Here is a 23,140-nt window from a genome sequence, read left to right on the forward strand (position 1 = left end):
CGCTCTCCCGCCGTGACCAACATGCGCCATCACCGCTGACGGATCACCGCGATGTACCGCACCCTTGCTGCTGCATTGCTCTGCGCTCTCTTCGCCGCTCCCATCGCTTCCGCGCGTGACGTCCCCGGCGAGCTCCCTGCCCGGCTCGACGCCCAACTGCAGGCCAACCGCGAACGCTACGGTATTGCCGGCCAGGCAGTGCTGGTCGCGCACAACGGGAACGTGCTCTACCAAGGCGCCAGCGGTGAGCGCGACCCGGCCACGCATGCGCCTGCCACTGTCGATACCATCTTCGCCTCGCAGTCGGTGGCCAAGCTGCTGACCAGCACGCTGGTGATGCAGCTGGTGGAACAAGGCAAGGTGGACCTGGATGCACCCGCCAGCCGCTATGTGCCTGACTTGCCCACGGCATGGCAGGCGATCCCCGTGCGCGATTTTCTCAGCCACAGTTCCGGCATTGCCGAGTACTACGATCGGGTCGACAACCGCTGGGTGAGCAGGGGCTACAGCGGCGTGGCACCCACCCTTGCCGCCGCTCTGAAGGTGGCGGCTGCCGCACCGATGCAGTTCGCCACCGGCAGCCGCGTGCAATACACCCAGGCCAACTACCTGGTGCTGACGGCGCTGCTGGAAGCGCACTACCGCAAGCCCTACCCGGCCATCGCGCGCGAACGCATCCTGCAACCGCTGAAGATGACCAGCACTTCATGGGGAGCAGCCAGCGTACCCGCGCAGCGCGCAGCGGTGCCGTACATCGGCAAGGACGGCACATTGCAGCCCGCCAACGAAGATCCGTGGCCGGACTACGGCTGGGGCCATGCCGATCTGCAGACTACCGTGGGCGACATGAACCGCTTCCTGCAGGCGCTGGCGACCGGAAAGCTGGTACGCACGGCGACGCTGGAAAAACTATGGCAGCCGCAGAAGCTGAGCGGTGGCGGCAGCAACTTTTTCTCCACTGGTTGGGACACCACGCACAGCGACGACTACACCCAGGTCGGTCACGATGGTGGCACCCGCGTACGGGTGCGGCTGGCCTACAAGGACACGCTGGCCAGTGGCTACTGGGTGTTCGTGTACCTGACCAATGGCAGCGCGCGCAATGTGTGGTCGAGCACGTTGGTGGAGAGCACGATGGCGGTGGCCGCACCTGTCGAGTTTCCGCATGCGGTGCTGTCGGAGCGACTGATCGCCTATGCACTGGATAATGATGCCGGCGCCGCGCAGGCGATGCGGGCCTGGTTGCGCGACGACACGCGGATTACGGGCAACGAACGGGAGCGTGCGATCAATGCGAGCGGCTATGCCATCCGCGGGAGTCTGGGCGCGCGCAAGGCGCTGAAGGTGTTCACCCTCAATACCGAGCTGTATCCGGATTCGGCCAACACCTGGGACAGCTTGGCCGAGTGCCATGCGGCGCTGGGTGAGAAGGAAACGTCTGATCGGCTGTATGCGAAGGCCAAGGCGATGGCGAAGCCTTCACCGTAAACCGATTGTAGAGTCGAGCTTGCTCGACTGCTTCCCTGCATCGGAGTCGAGCAGGGCTCGACTCTACAAATGCAAAAGAGCAGTCGAGCAAGCTCGACTCTACAAGTGCGCGGGCGGCCATACGCCGCCGATGGGTGACGCGGCGCGCGCGACCTGTTAACTTGCACGCCACTTTCGTGGTTTACAGCAGTCCCGCATGTCGCTCTCGTCGTACCGCCCCACTCCGTCGCCACTGTTCCTGGCCGTTTCTCTCGGCCTCGCCGCTACCGCCCACGCCGCCCCGCAGGCCACCACGCTGGATGCGGTGCAGGTCACCGCCGCCGATGCCAGCGCCCAGGCACGCGAGGCGTTGAAGCGCGTGCCAGGCGCCAGCAACGTCATCGACGTGGCCAAGGCCGACAGCCGACTGTCCAGCAGCGCCGATGTGCTGGCCTACCAGCCCGGCATCAGCGCACAGTCGCCAGGCAACGAGGGCACCAAGGTCTCCATCCGCGGCTCCGGCATCAATCGCGGGCCGGGCGCGCATGCCTCGGGCATCGCCGTGTCGATCGACGGCCTGCCGTTGACCGGACCGGGCGGCACGCCCTACGAGCTGCTGGAACCGCTGTGGCTGTCGCGCGTGGAAGTGCTGCGCGGGGCCAACGGTTTCGAGCGTGGCGCGCTGGCACTCGGCGGCGCCATCGACTACGTCAGCCGCAGCGGCCGTGATTCGGCGGGCGTGCAGCTGCATTACGAAGCCGGCAGCCGTGGCTACCAGAAGCGCGGGATCAGCTGGGGGGGTGTCAGTGGCGATGTCCACTACTTCCTGGCCTACACCGATACCGAATTCGACGGTTACCAGTACCATGCACGCGGCGACGGCAAGGGCGCGATGGCCAACATCGGCTGGCAGATCACCCCCAACCTGCAGACCCGCTTCTTCGTTCGCTACCGCGAAACCAATCACGAAACGCCCGGGCGCCTGACCCGCGACCAGATCCGCAACGACCCGCGTGCGGCGAACCCGGCCAACCTGGCCATTGATGCGCGCCGCCCGCAGCCGGGCAGCACGTGGGTGGGCAATGTCACCACGCTGCAGATCGATGAGGATTCCTCGCTGCAGGCCGGGCTGGTCTATCACAAGTACCCGATGGACTTGAACGAGAGCCTGTACCGCCAGCAGCTGGATTACGCCAACCTCAATGCCACGCTGGACTATCGCCAGCGCCACCGGCTGTTCGGCCTGGACAGCGAAACCACCGTTGGCCTGCGCGTCACCCACGACCTGGACGCCGACGTGCGCGAGTCGCTGCGCTTTGCCAACAATGGCTATGCCGCTGGCACGCGCACGCGTGACTTCCGCCACCACGGCACCGACAGCACGCTGCACGTCAGCAACACCCTCACGTTGAACGAGCGCCTGCGCCTGCAGACCGGGCTGGCACTGATCAACACCCGCCGCGATGTGCAGGTGACCTGGCCGAGCAGCGGCGGCCGCCTGCGCGACCACGACTGGGACTACGCGCCTCGACTGGGCTTCACCTGGCAGCACAGCGCGCAGACGCAGTGGTTCGGCAACCTCAGCCGCTCGGTGGAAGCACCGCACCCGTGGTCGATGATCTGGGGCTCGAACCAGTACTTCGGGCCGGGCAATGGACCCTCCAGCGGCCGCCAGCGCGCGCCGGTGCCGATGCAGAACCAGACCGCCACCACGCTGGAACTGGGCGCACGTGGCGACGCTGTGCTGGGCCGCTGGGAACTGACCGGCTACTACGCACACGTGAACCACGAACTGCTGAGCGTGGAGCTGCAGCCGGTGCCAAACCTCTTCATCGCCGAGAACAACGCCAGCCCCACCGTGCACCGCGGCATCGAGGCCGGCTTGGACAGCACGCTGTGGCAGGCCGCGCCTGGTCGCCTGTCATTGCGCCAGGCGTATACCTTCAGCGATTTCCGTTATCGGCACGATGCACGCTTCGGCAGCAACCGCCTGCCCGGCCTGCCGCGCCACGCCTACCAGGCCGAGCTGCGCTTCGATCATGCCTCCGGCCTGTATGCCGCGCTCAATACCGAGTACGCCTCGCGCATCGCGGTGGACTACGCCAACAGCTACTGGGCCGACAGCCATGTGATCTTCGGCAGCCGCATCGGCTACGACGCACCCAATGGCCGCTGGCAGGCCTGGGCGGAGGTGCGCAACATCGGCAACCGCCACTACGCCGCCACGGTCACGCCGGGCTATGACGATGCCGGCAAGGATGTCGCCCGCTCCACGCCAGGCGAAGGCCGCGGCATCTATGCGGGTGTGCGCTGGCGCTTTGATTGAGCCACATTCCGGCCGGGTCACTCTCCATAGCAAAGAACAGCAGCAGCCCGGGTCCGCCGGGCCGGCGCCACCGGGTGCCGCGGATCGTGCAGCATGGACGCTTGAGAACCTGATGCAGCATGCTGGCATCCTTGCCGGGCACGCGTAGGCGGTGTTGCGCGGATTCCACCGCAGCTGCTCCTCAGCTGCGGTCGACAATCCGCACGATGCGACCGCCCTCGAAAGCGAACTCGCTGCGCCCCTTCAGTGCCAGTTCCGCGCCTGCGCGGGGGCCGCCGGCAATGTCCTGCGCGAACACGCCACGCCAGCCAATGCTGGCCAGCGCTACGTCATCCTCGAAGGTCAGCCCAAGCAACTGCTGCTCCCGCTCGCGGAACATCTGCGCCGATTGCCGTGCTAGTTCGCCGAAGGCGTCGATGCCTTCGGTGACCATGGTCAGCTGGCCATCACTGTGGTTCTCGAAGCGCACGTTGTGCGCCAGCACCGCCAACATCGCATCGATGTCGAAACGGTTGTAGGCCTGCAGGTAGTGCTCGATCAGGTGGCGGCAGTGCGATTCGTCCATGGCGGCGTCCAGTCAGGGCCAGCACCGAGTCTCCCGCGACCGTGTGGTCGGATCAAGGCGTCGCCGCGGCCTTCAGCAACTGCGCAGCCACCTGGTCGAACGGGGCGATATCCTGCAGCGCGCGGCACATCGCCACCGCGCCTTCCACGCTGGCGATCACCAGGCTGGCCAGCTCACCTGCGGCGGCCGGTGCATGCCCTTCCGCAATGAAGGCCGAGGCCAGATGGCCCTGCCAGCGTGCGAACACCTCGGCGGCGGCCGCACGGGGCTGGCTGGACATCGCCTCCACCGGTTCCTCCACCGCAGCAGCCAGCACCGGGCAACCGGCACGGAAGCCGGAGCGCAGCAGCCGCTCGCGCCACATCGCCAGGAACTGCTGCAGGCCCTGCACCGCCCCGCCCTTCAGCAGCTCCACCAGCAGCGCTTCCACCCTGTCGCCGGCCATGTGGATGGCGCGCGCCAGCAGCTCCTGCTTGCCACCGGGAAAATGGTGATAAGTGGAACCCAGCGGCGCCTCGGCCAGCTTGGTCACCTCGCGGATGCTGGTGGCATTGAGGCCCACGCGCGCCAGCATCTGTGCCGCGGCATCAATCACGCGTTGAGGCGCATCAGAGGGTCGCGGGCTCACGGCAGGCTCCTTGCTAAGACAGTCGTCATAGATTAGCGTACCGGCCGATCTATAACAGTCGTCATAGCCATGAATCTCTGGTTCCGCCTGCTCCACCTGCTGCTGTGCAGCCTGTTCCGACCGAAGCTGGAAGCGCCGTTCGGGGTCTCGCGGCTGCAGTTCCGGGTGCTGCCCAACGACCTGGACAGCAACCTGCACATGACCAATGGCCGCTACTGGAACATCTTCGACCTGGGCCGGCTGGACCTGATCCTGCGCATGGGCCTGGGCCGGGTGGCACTGCGCGAGAAATGGGCGCCGATCGTCGGCGCCGGCACCATCCAGTTCCGCCGCGAGCTGAAGCCGTTCCAGCGCTTCACCCTGGAAACCCGGCTGGTCGGCTGGGTAGGCTCACGCGGCATCATGGAGCAGCGCGTGCTGATCGGCGCCGAACAGAAGATCGCCACCCGCGCACTGCTGGTCACCGGCATCTACGACCGCCGCGCGCGCCAGTTCCTCGGCATGCCGAAGATGATGGAAGCGATCGGTGTGGTCGCCCCGCCGTCGCCGCCACTGAGTGCGGCCGCCGAGGCGCTGCTGGCCGCCGATGCCGCGTTGAAGCACGACGACGCCTGAGGCCCGTCACTCCACCTTCGGCATGTTCTTGGTCACGCAATGGATGCCGCCGCCGCCACCGGCAATCGCATCGATGTCCACCTGTTCGATCACGCGGCCCGGATACAGCTCTTCCAGCAGCTCACGGCAGTAGCCGTCGGCGGCGTCATCACCGAACTGCGGCGCGACCACCGCGCCATTGATCGGCAGGTAGTTGATGTAGCCCATCGCCAGGTCATCGTTGTCGCGGGTATGCACGTTGTCGCGCCCGTCCAGCGGCGGCGGCAGCGTATGCACCTGCAGGCGGCGGCCATCGGCATCGCTGGCCCCGCGCAGGATCTGCAGGTGCTCGCGGGTCAGGTCGTAATCATAGGAGTCCGGATCGTTGTCGAGGTTGGCGATCACCACGCCCGGACGCACGAAGCGCGCATAGAAATCCACGTGTGCATCGGTGATGTCCTCGCCGGCGATGCCGGGCAGCCAGATGATCTTGCGCAGGCCGAGGTGGTGCTTCAGCTCGGCTTCGATGTCCGCGCGCGACCAGTCCGGATTGCGGTTGCGGTTCACCCAGCAGCTCTCGGTGAGGATGGCGGTGCCATGGCCATCGACTTCGATGCCGCCGCCCTCGCCGACCAGGTCACTTTCCAGCAGCGTTGCGCCGGTCACCTGCGCCAGCCAGGGTGCCACCGCGCCATCGTTGCGCGCGCTCTGCTTGCCACCCCAGCCGTTGAAGTTGAAGTCGACCAGGCCCAGCCCGCCCTGGCCGTTGGTGACGAAGCAGCCGCCGTAGTCGCGCACCCAGATGTCATCCAGCGGCACCTCGAGGAACTCGATGTTGTCGCGGCCGCAGCGATCCTGCGCCTGCTTCAACTGCGCCGGGCGGCACAGCACGCTGACCGGCTGATGGCGGGCGATGGTGCGCGCCAGCCGCGCCACGGCGGTGTTCACCGCATCGGCCTGCGCGCCCCACACGCGCGGCTGCGCAGCAAAGGCCAGGAACACGCGTTCCTGCGGGCCGTGCTCGTCCGGCATGCGCCAGATGCCTGCGCCCGGGCCTGCCGCTGCCACGCGACCCGGCAGGCCGGCCAGACCCAGGGCGGCCAGGCCGCCAAGACCGGCGGCGCCCGCCAGCTGGGTGAGGAAGTGACGTCGGTTGCTCATGACAGGCTCCAGGGCCGGTGTGGGATGGACGCTATGCTGCGCTTGCCGATCTATAAGAACAAACGATAGATTCAGCCATCATCTGAACAGTTCTGCTTATCTGAAATGCTCAAGCACTGGCCACCCCTGAACGCCCTGCGGGGCTTCGAAGCCGCCGCCCGGCTCGGCAGCTTCCATCGCGCGGCCGAGGAACTGCACCTGAGCCAATCGGCCATCAGCCAGCAGATCCGCGGCCTCGAAGACGCCCTGCAGCAGCCGCTGTTCTTCCGCCAGGGTCGCAGCGTCACCCTTACCGATGCCGGCCTCGACCTGCTGGACACCACACAGTCGCTCCTGCGCCAGCTGGCCAGCGGCATCCGCCGGCTCGATCAGTACCGCAAACCCAATCAACTGATCGTCAACACCAGCCCGGCGTTTGCCCGTCATTGGCTGGTGCCGCGCCTGGCCGACTTCCATCGCCTGCATCCCGACGCCGACCTGTGGCTGCTGACCAGCGAGGAAGCACCCGATATGACCACGCAGACGCTGGACGTGGCGGTGCGTGATGACCTCGACTCACAGGCGCAGTGCCAGCATCGGGTGCTGCTGCAGGACCGTCTCTATCCGGCCTGCCATCCGGCCCTGCTCGCCACGCCCGTGCAGCAGCGCCTGACCCTGCATGGCGAGCGCGAGATGGACTGGAGCCAGTGGCAGGTACAGGGCGGCGCGGACGTGGGCCAGCGCCGCGAGGGCATGAATTTCTCCGAGCCCGGGCAGTTGCTGGATGCTGCGTGCCAGGGGCTGGGCATCGCGCTGGTCAGCGAGTTGCTGGCGGCACGGGCATGCGAGCAGGGGCTGTTGCAACCGCTGGATGATGCACGCGTGCGCGGCCCACGCTGGAGCTGGCTGGTGCATGAGGACAGCGCCGCAGATCCGCTGGTGATCAGTTTCTGTGAGTGGTTGCTGGCGAGTCTGCCTGCAACAGCGCGCGCTTGATCGCCGCCTCAGCCAACGGCGACATCACTTCATAGCCCTTCGCGGTCGGATGCACGCCGTCCTCGGCCAACCGTGGGTCCAGACCACCTTCGGCATTGGCCATCGGCGTGTAGTAGTCCAGATACACCAGCTGCTTCGCATCGGCATAGCGCCTCAGGGAAGCGTTCAACGCACGCACCTTGGGCGCTGGAGTGATGCCCGGCATCCACGGATACTCGCTGACCGGCAGCACGGAGGCCAGCACCACGCGGATGCCATGCGCGCGCGCCAGATCCACCATCGCGTGCAGGTTGTCCTCGATCATTGCCTGCGTGGACGGGCCGGTGTTGCCGGCAATGTCATTGGTACCGGCCAGGATCACCAACACCTGCGGGTGCAGTGCCAGCACATCCTGCGGGAAACGCAGCAGCATCTGTGCCGTGGTCTGGCCACTGATGCCACGGTTGAGCCAGCCCCTGCCTGGGAAGAACGAGGCACTGCCCTCCCTGCCCCAACCTTCGGTAATCGAATCACCGAAGAACACCACGCGTGGTTGACCGGGCACTGCCGCAGGCAGCTGTGCGTTGGCGTCGCGATAGCGCTGCAGCTGCGGCCAGTCGGCCAGTTGCTGCTGCATGAAACGCACTTCGTCCGGACGCAGCTGTTCAACAGGCTTGACCAGCAACGGATTGACCGCCGCCTGTTCGGCCGCCTCCAGTGGCGTGCTCAGCGCCATGACAACGGTGATTGCACCGGCAAGCAGTACGGATCCGCGCATGCGGATTCTCCAGATGACCAGACCCGCAGTCTAGCGCTGTGCACAAGGCTCAGCGCGCAGCGGTGCGCGCCGCCACGCCGGTCACCTTCGCCGGCATCCACATGCCCGGCGTCCAGCCGCTGGCGGCCAGGATGGTCTTCGGGTTGTCCTGCTGGATCAGCGCACGCACCGCGTCACGCTTGTCCCTGGCCTGCAGGTAGTAGGCCTTGGCAATGCGGTAACCGACCCAGTAGCCCAGGTCGTAGGGCTCCTGCGAACCGGGCGTGTAGTTGTACAGCCACGGCGACAGGTCGGTGCTGTCGAGGTCGAGTGCGAACGCGCTTTCGATATGCACTTCGCGGCCGCGTGTCCACGCGGCATGGCGGCCATTGCCCACGTTGCCGGAAATCAGTTCGGTGATGAACTCGGCGATGCCCTCGCCCAGCGACACGCGCAGTACCGTCGCATGCGGATCGCCCGGCTCGAAGTCGGTCAGCCCGGTCTGCTGGATGTGCACGTACTCATGCGCGATCACGTGAACGAAGCGGTCCTGCACATTGGGATTCATGAAGTCGGCCGCGCACAGTGCTTCCAGCCCGATGATCACGCCACTTTTCGAGGTCAGCCCGACCGGCCGGCCACGGCCCACCGCGATGGTCACCGGCGGGAACCGGGTCTGCGGGTAGATCGCCTGCAGGTTGGCGAACACGTGCGTCAGGCGCTGCTTCACCACCGGCAGCTCGGCAAGGCAGTTTCGTCCCTGTGCGTACAGCTCGGGCTGGGCGGCCATGGCTTCGGCAATCCGTTCGGGAGTGACCCGCCGCGCCTTGGCCAACTCCGCCAGGCCCAGCGAGCCGTCGGCCATGTACCCACGCAGCTGTGCAACGCTGGGCTTGCCGCCAGCAGCATCGTACAGCGCGTAGAAGCGGGTGACATCCTCGGTGAGGATCTGCGGCGCGGCCGGCTCCGCCGCCATGGCCATGCCAACCGCCCCGGTACAGGCCAGGGCCAACAGGCCGCGCAGGATCATGAACATCGCTCCGTCCTTGGTGGAGTGCATGCGAAGCGCGCAATCTACCACTCTGCCCGGCCCGCCGCAGCAGGCGGGTGCGGCCGCTCCGGCGCTGTGCCAGACTCGCCTCGGCACCTGCCACGGATGATGGAGCACCGCACGATGATGATCGTCCCCGCGTACTGGGCCGAAGCCCGCCTGCAGGCCCGTTTCCGCGGCCGGCCGTTGGTGGTGCGCCGCTTCGGCTGGTCCGACGAAGGCCCGGCCGAGGCCCAGGGGCACGCCGACCGCCGTGCCAATGACGCCCTCAACGCCATCATTGCCGGGCAGGCACTGCCGCGTCGCGAGGTGCGCAGCAACTACGGTGTGGAAGGTGTTCCGATCCGCGAGCAGATCGTGCGGCGCGACGGCGATGTCATCATCACCCGCAACAGCTACGGTGCGCTGTGCCTGAACACCCCGGACGTGCTGTTCGCCGACATCGACCACGCGCCGCCCCCGGCAGGGTGCGTGATGCCCGCCCTCATCGCGGCGGTGCTGCTGTTTGCCGGCGCCATCATTGGTACCCTGCTCTGGCACTGGCTGGTGGGACTGGTGCTGGGCGTGGCGGCAGTGGTGCTGGTGAATACCGCGCTGCTGATGCAACGCAGGCGCCGCCTGGCAGCGGCCGGTGGCGCCGAGGGTGTGGCCCTGCAGCGGGTCGCGACCTTCAGCGAGCAGCATCCGGATTGGCACCTGCGCGCCTACCGGACGCCGGCCGGACTGCGCGTGCTGGCCATGCACGCCACGTTCCCACCCGAGGACGAACAGCTGCAGGCGTTCTTCAAGGCACTGGGCGCCGACACCCTGTACGCGCGCATGTGCCGGTTGCAGCATTGCTTCCGTGCACGGCTGACACCCAAACCCTGGCGCGTCGGCCTGAAGCACCGCATCCGTCCGCCGGTGGCCGCGTGGTCAGCCGAGCAGGCCAACAACCCGGACCGCCTGGCCTGGATTGCCGAATACGAGAAGAAGAGTTCCGGCTTCGCGGCCTGCGCCTATCTGCGCAGCTTTGGTGACACCACGCGTACCCACGCCAAGGCCGAACACGTGCGCGACCTGCATGATCGCCTGTCGCACGCGCTGGACCGGCTGCCGCTGGCGTGAGCGCTGCAGACGCTCAGTCAGCGCCCTGCACGAACGGCTGCCCTGCCAGGGTAGTGCCCAGCCGCACCGCGACCTGCTGATCGCCCTTTTCGAAGGTCGTGACGCACTCTTTTCCGCCCTTCTGGCATCCGACTTCCGGAAAGCCTTCCAGCGATTCCGGCGCGCCCTGAATCGGCTGGGCCTGCCAGCCGGCCGCATCGAGCAGGCGCTTGGCCTTGGCGTAAGGCATGCCGGCGATGATCCCCAGCTGGGCCAGCTCGGCAGGCAGTGGCTGGGCACCTGCAGTCGAGACCAGGACCAAGGACAACGTTGCAGCAACAAGGATGGCTTTCATTGCACCGACCCGGGACGAACTCACAGGGTCAGCCTAGCTCATTTGCCTGACGCGGGAATGTGCCGGTAACACGCCGTTACCGAGCCTCCACAGTTGATTGCAGTGCACGCCTGATAGATCACTCTGCGCGCCGTCTGCGCCAGGCACCACAGTCCAGCGACTCCAGTGCGAGGTCACTGCGCAACCGGTCCTGCAGCCACCCCATCTGGAATCGGCTGCGCGTCGCTTCGCCGTCCGGCAACAGCGCATTCACCGCTTCGCTCAATGCCGGGCGCCACTCTTCCTGCGCGCCGGCCAACACCTGTTGATCGAACTCCGCCGACGGCAGGCGCTTCCAGGGCAGCATCATCGTCGCCTGCGATGTCGATACCAGTACGACATCCGGGCGTCCCGGCCGGGTCACCACCACGGTCATCATCGGGTAATCGTCGGTCCAGAGACCTTCAAAATGGCGTGCGACACGTGCCTGCAGGCTCAAGGTGGCCAGCGCCTGGCGGGCGAACGCACGCTGCTGGACGAACGAGCATGCGCCCGGCTGCAGGCTGCGCAGCCCCGGGTCCAGCCCCAGTATCGCGGCCCGGTCGAGCCGCGAACTGATCAGATTCACTGTGGCTTCCCGGGTCAGTGGTGCTGCCTGCAGCGCGGCCTCGAAGGCCGCCATGGCGTCGACCGGCAGCAGCTCAGGCAGGCGCGCCTTCACGTCAGGCGCATCCACCACCTGCACACGGGTGGTCATGCCATAGGCATCGCGCTGGATGAGCCAGCGCTCCGACACCGAACCCCAGCCAGACCAGTCGTACGTCACGTGCACGCTCATCCGTGGCGGGACCGCCATGGCAACCGGAGAGACCAGCAGCGCAGCCAGTGCCAGCAATCCAGTCTTCATGAGGCCTCCCCATCCCTTTCAAACAGCAGCCCAGCGTAGGACCGGTTCCACCGGATGCAGAAGGCCGCCCGGAGGCGGCCTTCTGCAACGCCGTCGAGCAGGCTCGACGCTACTTGGCATTCTTCACGTAGGTGTCGAACCAGTTCAGCATTTCCGACACCAGCTGCTCGTTCGATTCCAGCGCGGTGTACCAGTGCGGCTCGTTCGGCAGCATCACCAGGCGGGTGGTACCGCCGTTGCCACGGATCGCCTGGTACAGCTTGCGCGACTGGAACGGCTCGGTACCCGGGTTGGCGTCATCCTCGCCGTGCACCAGCAGCAGCGGCAGCTTGATCTTGTCGGCGTAGAAGAACGGCGAGGCCTTCAGGTACACGTCCTGCGCCTGCCATACCGAGCGACGCTCGTTCTGGAAGCCGAACGGGGTGAAGGTCTTGTTGTACGAACCACTGGTGGCCACGCCCGCCTTGAAAAGATTGGTGTGCGCGATCAGGTTGGCGGTCATCAGGCCACCATGGCTGTGACCGGTCACGCCGATGCGGTTGCGGTCAACCACACCCATGTCCACTGCCTTGTCCACCGCCGCCTTGGCGTCGGCTTCCAGCTGCTCCAGGTAGGTGTCATAGGCGTTCTTCGGGTCGCCCACGATCGGGAACGAGGCATTGTCGATGATCGCGTAGCCGGCCAGCAGCATCAGGCGGTACGGCTGCAGGCGGGTGAAGGTCTGCTGCGAACCGGACACCTGCCCGGCCTGCGCGGCGTTGGCGAAGTCGGCCGGGTACGCGTACAGGATCGCCGGCACGCGCTGGCCTTCCTTGTAACCCGGCGGCGTGTACAGGGTGAACGACAGGTCCACGCCATCGGCACGCTTGTAGGTCACCAGCTGCTTCTTGATCTGGCGCACTTCCGGGGTCGGGTCGACCAGTCTGGTCAGCGCAGTGGCGCTGGAGGCGAACTGCGCCTCGCCGGCCTTCGCATCGGCCACCGCCTCACCCTGCTGGCGGATGAAGGCGTTCGGCGGATCGATCACCGACTGGTGCCAGGTCAGGTAGCGGCCCGGCGTGGCGCTGAAACCGAGGAACTGCTCGTAGGCATCGGCACTGCTGCGGAACAGGCGCTCGCTCTTCAGCGTACCCAGGTCCAGGCGGTCGAGGAACGGACGATCACCCTGCGGCGAAGCGCCACGGCCGCTGAGGAATACATGGTTGCCCTCACGACGCACGACCGGCGCGCCGTTCGGCAGGCGGGTGAAGACCAGGTTGCCGGGGTTGCCGTACAGCTCATCGCTGGACATGTCCCACAGCAGGCGCCCTTCCTTCTTCGGCTGGTCCACGTCGACGATGCGGGTCTGCATCCAGTGGCGGTTCTCGTCGTTCTCGTACTGGAAGGCCACGGCCGGATCGGCGGTCCACGCGAAGCCTTCGAAGCGCTGCGCAGTGCGGGTGATTTCGGTCGGCTTGCCGTTGAACGGGGCCTTCAGCATCAGCACGCGATCACGGTGCGGCACGTTGACCTTCCAGTCGCCCTTGTCCAGCGCTTCGGCATAGACCAGGGTGGCCGGATCGGTGGCGCGCCAGTCGAAACCGCGCGGGCCTTCCGGCACGCCGTGCACCGGCACACGATCGGCCAGCGGCAGGCTGGCGATCGCGGTGGTCTTGCCGCTGGCGATGTCCAGCACCGCCACGTCGTTGGCGAAGCGCTGGTAGGTCACCGCGTGCGAATACGGGGCCTTGATCGACTCGGTCAGCACATGCACGCCATCGGGTGCGGCGCTGACCTCGTTGAACAGCGCCGGCTGCCCGACCGGGCGCACGCTGCCAGCCGCAGTATCGACCACCGCCAGCTGCGAGGCGCCGTAGTAGGCGAACAGCTTTTCGTCATGCACGCTGGTCAGCGTGTCGCGCGCTTCATAGGTACTGCTCTCGCCGCTGCTGCCCAGCGACTCCTGCGCGTCCGGGCCGGTCGGCACTCCACCATTGGACGGTGCCGGGCCCTGGTTGGCCGGCACCAGCTTCACCAGCAGGTTCTGGCTGCCACCCAGCCACTGCACGGTGTTGCCGAAGATCGGGTTCAGCTGCACGTTCGGCACCTGCTTCACCTGGCCGGTGGCGGCATCACCGACCCACAGCTGCACGCTGGTGTCGACCGCGTTCTGGAAGGCGAAGTGGCTGCCATCGGCCGACCACAGCGCGCCGGTGGCGCAGCCCTGCGGCAGGTTCACCTTGGTTTCCTTGCCGCTGCCGGTATCGACCAGGGTGAAGTCGGCCACGCAGGCCGGAATGCCATAGCCGCCGGGGGTGTCATGGCGGCTGCGGTTCTTCGGCTCCAGGCGCACGCCGGCCAGCTTCAGATAGGGCTGGGCCACGCGGCTGATCGACGGATAGGTCTGCGCGGTGGTCAGCAGCAGGCGCTGGCCACCCGGTGCCACGTTCGGTGCCGGCGGCGGCGGTGCCTTCAGCACCTTGAGCAGGTGTTCCGGCGGCTTCGCGTAATCGGCAAGCGCCGGGCCAGCGGCCAGCAGGCCGACGGTGGCAACGGCAATGGCCGCCGCCAGAGAGGTTCGACGGATCAGCATCCTTATCCCCTGGGGTGTGAATGGGCGCCCGAGGACGGGCAAGGGCCCGAATCTAGCACCGCAGGGGCTGTAGTGAATGGGCCGGAAGGACTAGTGGCCGGATGGGGCAAAGTGCAGCGCCGGGAGGTGCCGGGGAACTGCCGGCACCTGCCAGGCGTGGCCTGGCACTACTGCTGGGCGTGCAGGTCCCAGGTGGCCAGGTAGTCCGGGTCGACCACGATCATGCCGCTGTTGCGCATGCGGTACTCGCCCGGTTCGGCGGGCAGGTACTGGTCGAGCATCGGCGGCAGGTAGCGCTCGTGGCCATCGTTCTCGTCGGCCAGCACCACGCCTTCGTCAGCGCTGATGCGCAGCACCGTACCCGCGTACTGCTCCAGCCCCTGCACCTGGCCATCACCGCCATAGCGGGTGACACCGACCAGCACCAGCTTGCCGATCATTTCCTCGACCTTGGCATCGTCCAGGGGAGGCAACATGGGATTGAATTCGTCGCTCATCGGTGCACCTCCAAAGCCTGCAGGGACAGCGTGGACACAGTGGCCTTCCACGCAGGCGATGCCTCGGGCATCGCAATCGGCAACGTGGAAACGGCAGGTGTCTGGATCGCCGGAAACGGCAGCGGCGTGCCGGATCAGCGGTGTGTGAAGCGTGGCAGGTGTTGCGGGTGACGGCCATCCATGCCGGCATGTCTGGCCCTGTCAGACCAGGGTCAACACCACGCGTTGCAGTACATGCAGAGTGAAGCGTGACAGCTGCGCAGTAGCGGCATGACGGCCTCCTGTTGAAGGTCACACGCGGGCGTGATGCTCCGTTGAATCGAATGCTGCCATCGTGCACGGAAGGAAGAAGTGAAGACTGCGCGCGATCCTTGCCAGCGCACCGTGCCAGGCATCCAGTGCGTCGGAGCCTGACATTACCTGCCCCGGCAGCCAACGCTGTTGCCACAATGCGTGCCTGCTTCCCTCCACGCATTCACGCTGCCCCCAGGCCGGGTACGGCCCCACCGGCGCCACGCTAGAATGCGCCCATGCGCACCGTACATGCCCTCCGCTACATCACCCCTTTACGGGAAGGTGGCTCCCTGCCGGCCGTGGTCGAGACCGACGACGACGGCATGGCCGTGCTGAAGTTCCGTGGTGCTGGCCAGGGACCGAAGGCGCTGATCGCCGAGCTGATTGCCGGCGAGATGGCGCGCACGCTGGACCTGCCGATTCCAGAGATCCTGTTCGTGGAACTGGACCGCGAATTCGCCCGCACCGAGCCGGACCCGGAAATTCAGGAGTTGATCCGTGCCAGCGAGGGCCTGAACCTGGGCCTGGACTACCTGCCCGGCGCGATCAACTACGATCCGGCGGCAATGCCCGTGGATGCCGACCTGGCCTCACGCATTGTCTGGTTCGATGCGTTCACCAGCAATGTCGATCGCACCACGCGCAATCCCAACCTGATGGTGTGGCATCGAAAGCTGTACCTGATCGACCACGGTGCGGCGATGTACTTCCATCACGACTGGGCCAATGCCGGCGACGCCTGCGAGAAGCCCTTCGTACTGATCCGCGACCACGTGCTGCTGTCGTTCGCCAGCCGCATCGCCGAGGTGGATGCCGAACTGGCCGCCCGCCTGACCGATGCCGAGATCGAGCGCATCGTCGGCCTGGTGCCGGACAGCTGGCTGGTCAACGAGCCGGCGTTCGACAGTCCTCAGGCCTATCGCCAGGGCTACATCGACTATCTCAAGCACCGCCTGAAAGTGCGTGCGGTGTTCGTGCAGGAGGCCATCCGTGCCCACGCTGCACACGTATGACTATGCGGTCATCCGCGTGGTGCCGCGGGTGGAACGCGAAGAGTTCATAAACGTCGGAGTGATCGTCTCCTGCCCCGGCGCGCGCCATCTGGAAGCGGCCATCGAGATCGATCCGGCACGCCTGCACGCGTTTGCGCCGGCGCTTGACCAGGAGGCATTGCAGCCGTGGCTGGATGCGATCGTGGCGATCTGCCGCGGCGACGCCAGCGCCGGGCCGATCGCGCAGCTGCCGGCACGCGCGCGCTTCCATTTCCTCACCGCCAAGCGCAGCTCGATCGTGCAGATGTCGAGCACGCACGTGGGTCGCACGGCGGACCCGGCCGGTGTGGTCGAACACCTGATGACGAAGATGGTGCGGGCACCGCGCTGATGCGGCCGTCTCTCACTTCTTCGCGCGCACCCTCTGCCAGGCAATGAGCGCACAGGCTGCTGCTGCAGCAATCAACATCCACCCGGCTACCGCCTGTCCATGCAGGTAGCCCTGTGCATACGCAGCACTGGCACCTTCGCTGGCCATCACCGGGACACCCCTGAGTATCACATGCATTCCGCGCAGCAGGAGCACCATGCTGGCGACCAGACATACCACGGGAAGGAATCGGCTCATGAACCGATTCTGATCCGCCACCCGCCCCAGCGTCAACATCGCTGCAGCACAGTCGCTCGGGCCTACAGCGGCACTCTTCGCGCGATGTAGTTGACCACGTTGCCGATCGCATCCGGATCGACATTGGCCAGGCCAACGATCACACAGCCCTGCGCGGGCAGCCCACGATGGCACTGTTCGATCCGGGCGCACCGCCTTCGTGGCCGTACTGGTGTTCCCTGCCCTCGCCCTGCACCACGAAGCCGAATCCGTACCAGCCCTTGTGATTCTGCGCCGTGGCGGCCTGTTGCAGCAATACAGGTGAGACCAGCTTTCCACTACGCAATGCCTCGGCAAACGCCACCATGTCGTTCACAGTGCTGTAGCCACCACCGGCTGACATGCCACGCCAGGGCAGCGACTTCGTTTCACGGAGCCATTGCCCATCCTTCTTCGTGTAGGCGACGGCACGCTTCGGAACACTCACTGTTTCCGGCTCGAAGCCGGTGCCGGTCATGCCGGCCGGGCGCAAGATGTGATCCTGCACATAGACGTAGTACGACTGCCCTGAAACCGCTTCGATGATGCGCCCCAGTACGATGAAGCCATAGTTCGAGTAGCTGTCCTGGCTGCCAGGCACGAACTGCGGCGCATCCTTGGCAAAGCGCTGCACGTAGTCATCCAGCATCTTCAGCGACGCAGAATACTGTTCGAAATCATCGCCGAAGAAATCACCCAGGCCACTGGTATGTGACAGCAGATGACGTACGGTCACGTTGTTGGCGACAGCCTTGTTCGGATAGTCCGGCAGGTGCTTGCCGATCGTGTCATCGAGACTGAGCTTGCCATCCTGCACCAGCTGCAGGATGGCCACTGCGGTGAACATCTTGTTGGAGGACGCAAGGCGGGACTGCGTACCCACGCCCACGGGGATGCCAGCGGTGCGATCGGCATCGCCACCGCGCCAGTCCAGCAGCACCTTGCCGTTCTGTACCACCTGCAACGCACCCGACAGCGCGTTCCGCGCCCGCAGCGCCTCCAGTTTTGCCGCGGCATCGGCCATCAGGACAGGCAAAGCCACCCGCGCTGGCTTGTACTTGTCCGGCGTTTCAGCGCCCTCAATCTGGAACTGCTTCACATGCTCAGGATTGGCCGGATCCATGACGGCCGTCACCCGCATCGCACGCTCGTTCACCTGGCCCATCACCAACAGCTTCGCCTGGCTGGACGTGCTCTCAAGTGTTTCCAGAACGCTCAGCGGGCCTGTGCTCTCGCGGAAGTCGAGATAGTCCTTGGGAGTGCTGCCCTCCTGCTTCGCATATCTGTCGGCGAATGCCTGCAGCCCCTCGAGGCTGCCCGCATTGAAGGCCGCAAGCCAGTCATCGATGGCATTCTGCGCACGTGGATGCGCATGCTTGAAAGAACTTGCGCCAACTACCGGAGAAGCCGAGGCGGTCACCAGGACCACGCAGGCCAGCGCATTGCAGAAAAACAGGCGTCCAAATGCCCTCATTACAGTTCCTTTGCGGGTGTCCCTGGACGCATCCTGGATGATGGATCGGCCAGCCGCATCCACGCCAGGGACTCTGCCGCAACACATCAACGGTAACGTTGAATGCTTCGATGCGCTGCCATCCACTGCGCGCGTTGGCTGGAAAGCGCACAACACGTTGCGGCCCTGAAGCGGCGTGAGGGCGTGATCCTTCACAGTAGACAGGAACAATGCTGACCGATGGCCACGCTACCGCCGCGCCATGCTCTGCTCGCTGAACCGCGCCACGCAGAAATCCACGAAGCTGCGCAGCTTGGGCGTCAGCTGGCGGTCGCGCGGGTACAGCAGATGGATCCAGGTCGACACCGGCTCGAACATCGGCAGCACTTCCACCAGATCACCGCGTGCGAGCGCCGCCGAGAGCATTTCGTAGGGCTGCAGGATCAGCCCCAACCCACCGACGGCCGCAGTCAGCAGTGGCTCGGCCTGATTGACCATGAAGCGGCTGGACACCGGCACGGTCAGCACACTGCCCTCGGGATCGCGGAAGCTCCAGCGGGTGCGGATGATCGAATGCGCGAAGCCCAGGCACTCGTGACGGCTCAGATCGTTTGGATGGACAATGGCCGGGCGCGAGGCCAAGTATGCCGGCGATGCGCACAGCACCAGCGGATACGGCCCCAGCCGTCGCGCCACCAATCCACTGTCGGCCAGGTCACCGGTGCGAAACACCAGGTCGTAGCCGTCTTCGACGATGTTGACCAGACTGTTGGACAGGTTCAGATCGACCTGCACGTCCGGGTAGTCCTGCATGTAGGCCACCACCGCCGGGCCCAGCGCATGCACGCCGAAGGTGACCGGTGCGCTGATGCGCAGGCGCCCCATCGGCCGTCCGCGTGCCACCTCGGCCAGCTGCTCGGCGCCCTCCACCTCTTCCAGGATCACCCGCGCCCGCGCCAGGAAGGCCTGGCCGAAGTCGGTCAGGCTCTGCTTGCGCGTGGTGCGGTTGAGCAGGCGCACGCCCAGGTGCTGCTCCAGCGCCTGGATGTGCTTGCCGACCAGTTGCGGCGACAGGTCCAGCACGGCGGCGGCGGCGGCGAAGGAGCCAACTTCGGCCACCTTGGCGAAGGTCCGGAGCGGAACGATCAGGTCCATTGCAAACAGATTATTTCCAATGAAATGCCAGATTACTTCTTATTCTGGGCGCAGACCACGTGCATAGTGGCCACCACTTCCCCGCCGGCCCGACCGCCGGCCCCTCCCTGGAGCCCCCATGAGTCAGGTTGTCCGCATCCACGAATATGGCAATGCCGATGTACTGCGCATCGACGACATCGACGTTCCCGCCCCCGCCGCCGACGAAGTCCAGATCCGGGTCAAGGCCATCGGCCTGAACCGCGCCGAGGTGATGTTCCGAAACGGTGCCTACCTGCAGCAAGCGCAGTTCCCCAGCCGCCTTGGCTACGAAGCGGCCGGCGTAGTCGAGTCGATCGGCAGCGCGGTCGACGGATTCAGCGCGGGCGATGCGGTCAGCGTGGTGCCACCCCTGGATATCGCACGCTGGGGCACCTATGGCGAACTGGCCAACGTGCCGGCGCGGCTGGTGGTCAAACACCCGGCGTCGCTGGACTTTGAAACGGCCGCCGCAGTGTGGATGCAGTACGTCACCGCCTGGGGTGCACTGCTGGAACAGGCGCACCTGACCGCCGGGGATTTCGTCATCATCACCGCCGCCAGCAGCAGCGTTGGCCTCGCCGCCATCCAGATCGCCAATGCCGTAGGCGCCACGCCCATCGCGGTCACGCGTGGCCCGGGCAAGCGCCAGGCCCTGCTCGATGCCGGTGCCGCCCACGTCATCACCACGCAGGACCAGGATCTGGCTGCTGAAGTGGCGCGCATCACCGACGGCGCCGGTGCCCGCGTAGTGTTCGATCCGATCGGCGGCCCGCAGTTCGTGCCGCTGACCGAAGCGATGGCGCGTGGCGGCATCCTGCTGGAGTACGGCGCGCTGAGCAGCGAACCCACGCCGTTCCCATTGTTCAACGTGCTGGGCAAATCGCTCACGTTGAAGGGTTATCTGTATTCGGAAATCGTCTCCGACGATGCCGCACTGGCCCGGGCCAAGGCGTTCATCGTCGATGGCCTGGACAAGGGCACGCTGGCCCCGAAGATCGCCAGGGTGTTCCCGTTCGCGCAGATCCAGGACGCACACCGCTACCTGGAATCAAACGAGCAGATCGGCAAGGTGGTGGTGACGGTTTGATCGGTCATCAGGGAGCGCGGGCGGCGACCGGCCGCCCCGGTTCCGGCAGCGCGTAGGCCATCACGTAATCGCCGCTCGGGGTTTCCATGAAATGGTGCCCCCCGGCCATGATCACCACATACTGGCGCCCGCCCTGCTCGTACACCATCGGGTTGGCCTGCCCGCCCGCCGGCAGCTTGGCATGCCACAGTTCCTTGCCGGTCTTCAGGTCGATGGCACGCAACAGGTCATCGGTGGCCGCAGCGATGAAGATCAGGCCACTGGCGGTGATCACCGAACCGCCGTTGTTGGGTGTGCCGATCTCGATCGGCAGGCCCGAACGGATGCCGAATGGTCCATTGCCACGGGCACTGCCGAACGGGCGATCCCACAGCAGCTTGCCGGTGCGCAGGTCGATGGCCCGGATGCCGCCATACGGCGGCTGCTTGCACAGCAAGCCGGTGAACGGCAGCCGCCAGCCGGCATTGACCTGGATGGCGTACGGCGTGCCTACCTGCGGGTCGCCCGCGCCTTCGGCGCCGCCCTTGTCGAACCGGATCTTCTCGCGCGGCAGCCAGCCCAGCCGGTCGGCCTCGGCACGCGGCACCAGCCGGTTGTAGTTGGGCATGTCGTTGTAGTTGGCCACGACCACGCCGCGACGGGTATCGATGGACACGCTGCCCCAGTCCGAGCCGCCGTTGTAGCCGGGGTACTCGATGGAATGACGATCACTGCTCGGCGGCGTATAGAAGCCTTCGTAGTACGCCTTGCGGAACTGGATGCGGCAGACCAGCTGGTCGATCGGGGTCAGCCCCCACATGTCGCGCTCGGTCAGCTCATGCTCGCGGCGCAGCGTGTGGTACAGCGAGAACAGCTGGGTGGGTGAGCGCTGTTCGGGCTCGACACCGCCGATGGGCACCTTGCGCTCTTCAGCGGCGCTCAGCAGCTGGCCGTTGCGGCGGTCGAGGATGTAGATGTCGCCCTGCTTGGTCGGCAGCAGGATCGCCGGCACCTTGCCGGCAGCCGTCGGATAGTCGATCAGGCTGGCCTGCGAGCCCAGGTCGTAGTCCCAGACATCCTTGCGCACCGCCTGGAAATGCCAGGCCGGCTTGCCGGTAGCCACATCGATGGCTACCAGCGAGGTCGCGTAGCGGTTCTGGTTTTCCGTGCGCGAGCCACTCCAGTAGTCGCCGGCCGAATTGCCCAGCGGCAGGTAGACCAGCCCCAATGCCTCGTCACCGGTGGCCGTGGTCCACATGTTCGGCGTACCACGCGTATAGGTCTGTTCGCGCGGAGGCAGGCCGCTACGATCGGGCTGGTCCATGTCCCACGCCCAGCGCAGCTTGCCGGTGATCGCGTCGTAGGCCTGGATCACCCCCGACGGTGCATCGCGACGCTGCCCGTCCAGCACCTGGTGGCCGGTGACGATCACCCCGCGCACGATGGCCGGCGGCGAAGTGATCGACACGTATCCCGGCGGTACCTCGCCCATGCCCAGGGTGATGTCGACCTGTCCGTTGTTGCCGAAGTTGGCGCAGGGCCGGCCGCTGCCGGCATCCACCGCGATGAGGCGGCCGTCCAGCGTGCCTTCGATGATGCGCGCCCAGCAGGCCGGATGGCTGCCCGGCGCAGCACTCCGGGTCACGCTGGGCGGTGGCTCCGGCAGTGCCAGATCGGCAGCGACATCCGCCAGTGCCGCATCAGCCAGGGTCGGTGCGCTCGGTTGCTGGTAGTAACTCACACCGCGACAGGCGGCGGTGTACGGGATCGAGGCATCCTTCACTTTGGGATCGAACCGCCACAGCTCCTTGCCGCTGGCGGCATCAAGCGCGATCAGCCGGTTGCGGGCGGTGCACAGGTACAGGCGGTCACCGATCTTCAGCGGCGTGGTTTCCGCGCCCCAGCGCTTCCTGGGCAGGTCACCGGTCCGGAACTGCCAGGCCAGCTGCAGCGTGCCGACGTTGGCCGGCGTGATCTGCTGCAGCGGCGAGTAACGGGTGGCGGCGTTGCTGCGGCCCCACGCCGGCCAATCACCGTCGGCAGGCTGGTCGGCCGGCTGCAGGCCGGTGGTGTCGCGGGTCGGCTCCAGGCCGGCACTGGCTGCGCCTTCCGGGAACGGCTGATGCCCATCCACTTCGCCATGAGGCGCAAACGCCAGGCCGAAGGCCGCCACGAACACCAGCATGAGCACGCCGGCGACGCTGCGCGACAGGCGGCTGGAGACCGGTGCACGCAGGGTCGGCGCCAGCAGCGCCAGCACAATGCCCAGCGCGGTTACCAGGCCCAGCCGCGGCACCCAGCGCCAGTAATCACTGCCCGATTCCCACCAGGTCCACAGCAGCGTGCCGAGGAACACCAACGCGTACAGCAGCGCACCGCTGCGGCGGTTGCCGAACAACAGGATGCCGCTGGCCAGCAGGCCGAACCCGGCGATCGCATAGTAGGCCGAGCCACCGAGGCTGAGCAGCCACGCGCCGAGCCCGCCGATGACCAGGCCGAGCACGACCAGCAGCAGCGACAGCACGGTGACCAGAGGGTGGCGGGAGGAAGGAGCGGAGGCAGACTGCGGCGTGGCGGACATCGTCGATCTCCGGGGCAGCATGCGCCCTTATCC

The 23,140-nt window shown here is 66.4% G+C and carries 21 protein-coding genes; 8 read left to right on the forward strand and 13 right to left on the reverse strand.

The annotated features are described in order from the left end of the window. Positions 1-51: 51 nt before the first annotated feature. Both N7590_RS17600 and N7590_RS17605 read left to right on the forward strand, forming a co-directional pair. Positions 52-1,488 (forward strand): serine hydrolase domain-containing protein, encoded by a 1,437-nt coding sequence (locus N7590_RS17600; protein ID WP_279935763.1) that lies wholly within the window; start codon positions 52-54, stop codon positions 1,486-1,488. 196 nt (positions 1,489-1,684) lie between these two features. Next, on the forward strand, positions 1,685-3,793 hold the full coding sequence (locus N7590_RS17605; RefSeq protein ID WP_164240971.1) for a TonB-dependent receptor: 2,109 nt from the start codon (positions 1,685-1,687) through the stop codon (positions 3,791-3,793). 181 nt (positions 3,794-3,974) lie between these two features. On the opposite strand, the gene N7590_RS17610 is transcribed toward N7590_RS17605, so the two are convergent. Together N7590_RS17610 and N7590_RS17615 are read right to left on the reverse strand one after the other, a co-directional pair. Beyond that, positions 3,975-4,358, reverse strand: coding sequence for a nuclear transport factor 2 family protein (locus tag N7590_RS17610; RefSeq protein WP_164240970.1), 384 nt, complete (start codon positions 4,356-4,358; stop codon positions 3,975-3,977). A 52-nt stretch (positions 4,359-4,410) separates the two neighbouring features. Beyond that, on the reverse strand, positions 4,411-4,986 hold the full coding sequence (locus tag N7590_RS17615; RefSeq protein WP_164240969.1) for a TetR/AcrR family transcriptional regulator: 576 nt from the start codon (positions 4,984-4,986) through the stop codon (positions 4,411-4,413). A 69-nt stretch (positions 4,987-5,055) separates the two neighbouring features. Between N7590_RS17615 and N7590_RS17620 the strand changes: the two genes are divergently transcribed. Continuing rightward, a complete protein-coding gene (locus N7590_RS17620; RefSeq protein WP_164240968.1) occupies positions 5,056-5,601 on the forward strand; it encodes a thioesterase family protein in 546 nt (181 codons plus the stop codon). 6 nt (positions 5,602-5,607) lie between these two features. Here N7590_RS17620 and N7590_RS17625 read toward each other — a convergent pair whose 3' ends face one another. Further along, positions 5,608-6,741 carry an agmatine deiminase family protein gene (locus tag N7590_RS17625; protein WP_164240967.1) on the reverse strand — a complete coding sequence of 378 codons (1,134 nt, stop codon included), beginning with the start codon at positions 6,739-6,741 and terminating at the stop codon, positions 5,608-5,610. Positions 6,742-6,846: 105 nt separating this feature from the next. Between N7590_RS17625 and N7590_RS17630 the strand changes: the two genes are divergently transcribed. Beyond that, complete coding sequence (locus tag N7590_RS17630) at positions 6,847-7,716, forward strand: LysR family transcriptional regulator (RefSeq protein WP_164240966.1); 870 nt, start codon at positions 6,847-6,849, stop codon at positions 7,714-7,716. Here the strand turns inward: N7590_RS17630 and N7590_RS17635 are convergent. Together N7590_RS17635 and N7590_RS17640 are read right to left on the reverse strand one after the other, a co-directional pair. Next, entirely contained in the window at positions 7,664-8,473 is an 810-nt protein-coding gene (locus tag N7590_RS17635; RefSeq protein WP_164240965.1) for an SGNH/GDSL hydrolase family protein, read from the reverse strand. The two genes, N7590_RS17630 and N7590_RS17635, sit on opposite strands and share 53 nt — an antisense overlap. A 49-nt stretch (positions 8,474-8,522) precedes the next feature. Further along, positions 8,523-9,488, reverse strand: coding sequence for a DUF2268 domain-containing putative Zn-dependent protease (locus N7590_RS17640; RefSeq protein WP_164240964.1), 966 nt, complete (start codon positions 9,486-9,488; stop codon positions 8,523-8,525). A 138-nt stretch (positions 9,489-9,626) separates the two neighbouring features. On the opposite strand from N7590_RS17640, the gene N7590_RS17645 reads away from it, so the two are divergent. After that, complete coding sequence (locus N7590_RS17645; RefSeq protein ID WP_164240963.1) at positions 9,627-10,610, forward strand: hypothetical protein; 984 nt, start codon at positions 9,627-9,629, stop codon at positions 10,608-10,610. Between the two features lie 13 nt (positions 10,611-10,623). On the opposite strand, the gene N7590_RS17650 is transcribed toward N7590_RS17645, so the two are convergent. The 4 genes from N7590_RS17650 to N7590_RS17665 form a co-directional block, all read right to left on the reverse strand. Next, positions 10,624-10,839, reverse strand: a complete 216-nt coding sequence (locus N7590_RS17650) for a hypothetical protein (RefSeq protein ID WP_239544156.1) — start codon at positions 10,837-10,839, stop codon at positions 10,624-10,626. Positions 10,840-11,062: 223 nt separating this feature from the next. Further along, a complete protein-coding gene (locus N7590_RS17655; RefSeq protein WP_164240961.1) occupies positions 11,063-11,830 on the reverse strand; it encodes a hypothetical protein in 768 nt (255 codons plus the stop codon). 109 nt (positions 11,831-11,939) lie between these two features. Then, positions 11,940-14,402, reverse strand: a complete 2,463-nt coding sequence (locus tag N7590_RS17660) for a prolyl oligopeptidase family serine peptidase (RefSeq protein WP_164240960.1) — start codon at positions 14,400-14,402, stop codon at positions 11,940-11,942. Positions 14,403-14,569: 167 nt separating this feature from the next. Continuing rightward, entirely contained in the window at positions 14,570-14,899 is a 330-nt protein-coding gene (locus N7590_RS17665) for a hypothetical protein (protein ID WP_053511310.1), read from the reverse strand. Positions 14,900-15,429: 530 nt separating this feature from the next. Between N7590_RS17665 and N7590_RS17670 the strand changes: the two genes are divergently transcribed. Further along, positions 15,430-16,206: a HipA family kinase gene (locus N7590_RS17670; protein ID WP_164240959.1), complete on the forward strand. Its 777-nt coding sequence runs from the start codon at positions 15,430-15,432 to the stop codon at positions 16,204-16,206. Then, on the forward strand, positions 16,184-16,576 hold the full coding sequence (locus tag N7590_RS17675; protein ID WP_164086323.1) for a DUF3037 domain-containing protein: 393 nt from the start codon (positions 16,184-16,186) through the stop codon (positions 16,574-16,576). Before N7590_RS17670 ends, N7590_RS17675 begins: the two co-directional genes overlap by 23 nt. A gap of 12 nt (positions 16,577-16,588) precedes the next feature. Here N7590_RS17675 and N7590_RS17680 read toward each other — a convergent pair whose 3' ends face one another. From N7590_RS17680 to N7590_RS17690, 3 genes are all read right to left on the reverse strand, one after another. Next, a complete protein-coding gene (locus tag N7590_RS17680; RefSeq protein ID WP_164240958.1) occupies positions 16,589-16,813 on the reverse strand; it encodes a hypothetical protein in 225 nt (74 codons plus the stop codon). Between the two features lie 139 nt (positions 16,814-16,952). Next, complete coding sequence (locus N7590_RS17685) at positions 16,953-18,368, reverse strand: serine hydrolase domain-containing protein (RefSeq protein WP_239544150.1); 1,416 nt, start codon at positions 18,366-18,368, stop codon at positions 16,953-16,955. Between the two features lie 165 nt (positions 18,369-18,533). Next, positions 18,534-19,439: a LysR family transcriptional regulator gene (locus N7590_RS17690; protein WP_164240957.1), complete on the reverse strand. Its 906-nt coding sequence runs from the start codon at positions 19,437-19,439 to the stop codon at positions 18,534-18,536. A 118-nt stretch (positions 19,440-19,557) separates the two neighbouring features. On the opposite strand from N7590_RS17690, the gene N7590_RS17695 reads away from it, so the two are divergent. Then, the gene (locus N7590_RS17695; RefSeq protein ID WP_164240956.1) at positions 19,558-20,547 is read left to right on the forward strand and encodes a zinc-dependent alcohol dehydrogenase family protein; all 990 of its coding nucleotides are present in this window, start codon (positions 19,558-19,560) and stop codon (positions 20,545-20,547) included. A gap of 7 nt (positions 20,548-20,554) precedes the next feature. Here N7590_RS17695 and N7590_RS17700 read toward each other — a convergent pair whose 3' ends face one another. Beyond that, positions 20,555-23,107: a membrane-bound PQQ-dependent dehydrogenase, glucose/quinate/shikimate family gene (locus N7590_RS17700; RefSeq protein ID WP_164240955.1), complete on the reverse strand. Its 2,553-nt coding sequence runs from the start codon at positions 23,105-23,107 to the stop codon at positions 20,555-20,557. Positions 23,108-23,140 lie beyond the last annotated feature (33 nt).

The sequence above is a fragment of the Stenotrophomonas sp. GD04024 genome, from assembly GCF_029837545.1.
Taxonomy (GTDB): Bacteria; Pseudomonadota; Gammaproteobacteria; order Xanthomonadales; family Xanthomonadaceae; genus Stenotrophomonas; species Stenotrophomonas forensis.

Excerpts from the sequence above, each read along its gene's own strand:
- N7590_RS17600 (WP_279935763.1), top strand. The coding sequence starts at position 52 with ATGTACCGCACCCTTGCTGCTGCATTGCTCTGCGCTCTCTTCGCCGCT.
- N7590_RS17605 (WP_164240971.1), top strand. The coding sequence starts at position 1,685 with ATGTCGCTCTCGTCGTACCGCCCCACTCCGTCGCCACTGTTCCTGGCC.
- N7590_RS17610 (WP_164240970.1), bottom strand. The coding sequence starts at position 4,358 with ATGGACGAATCGCACTGCCGCCACCTGATCGAGCACTACCTGCAGGCC.
- N7590_RS17620 (WP_164240968.1), top strand. The coding sequence starts at position 5,056 with ATGAATCTCTGGTTCCGCCTGCTCCACCTGCTGCTGTGCAGCCTGTTC.
- N7590_RS17625 (WP_164240967.1), bottom strand. The coding sequence starts at position 6,741 with ATGAGCAACCGACGTCACTTCCTCACCCAGCTGGCGGGCGCCGCCGGT.
- N7590_RS17630 (WP_164240966.1), top strand. The coding sequence starts at position 6,847 with ATGCTCAAGCACTGGCCACCCCTGAACGCCCTGCGGGGCTTCGAAGCC.
- N7590_RS17635 (WP_164240965.1), bottom strand. The coding sequence starts at position 8,473 with ATGCGCGGATCCGTACTGCTTGCCGGTGCAATCACCGTTGTCATGGCG.
- N7590_RS17640 (WP_164240964.1), bottom strand. The coding sequence starts at position 9,488 with ATGTTCATGATCCTGCGCGGCCTGTTGGCCCTGGCCTGTACCGGGGCG.
- N7590_RS17645 (WP_164240963.1), top strand. The coding sequence starts at position 9,627 with ATGATGATCGTCCCCGCGTACTGGGCCGAAGCCCGCCTGCAGGCCCGT.
- N7590_RS17650 (WP_239544156.1), bottom strand. The coding sequence starts at position 10,839 with ATGCCTTACGCCAAGGCCAAGCGCCTGCTCGATGCGGCCGGCTGGCAG.
- N7590_RS17655 (WP_164240961.1), bottom strand. The coding sequence starts at position 11,830 with ATGAAGACTGGATTGCTGGCACTGGCTGCGCTGCTGGTCTCTCCGGTT.
- N7590_RS17660 (WP_164240960.1), bottom strand. The coding sequence starts at position 14,402 with ATGCTGATCCGTCGAACCTCTCTGGCGGCGGCCATTGCCGTTGCCACC.
- N7590_RS17665 (WP_053511310.1), bottom strand. The coding sequence starts at position 14,899 with ATGAGCGACGAATTCAATCCCATGTTGCCTCCCCTGGACGATGCCAAG.
- N7590_RS17670 (WP_164240959.1), top strand. The coding sequence starts at position 15,430 with ATGCGCACCGTACATGCCCTCCGCTACATCACCCCTTTACGGGAAGGT.
- N7590_RS17680 (WP_164240958.1), bottom strand. The coding sequence starts at position 16,813 with ATGAGCCGATTCCTTCCCGTGGTATGTCTGGTCGCCAGCATGGTGCTC.
- N7590_RS17690 (WP_164240957.1), bottom strand. The coding sequence starts at position 19,439 with ATGGACCTGATCGTTCCGCTCCGGACCTTCGCCAAGGTGGCCGAAGTT.
- N7590_RS17695 (WP_164240956.1), top strand. The coding sequence starts at position 19,558 with ATGAGTCAGGTTGTCCGCATCCACGAATATGGCAATGCCGATGTACTG.
- N7590_RS17700 (WP_164240955.1), bottom strand. The coding sequence starts at position 23,107 with ATGTCCGCCACGCCGCAGTCTGCCTCCGCTCCTTCCTCCCGCCACCCT.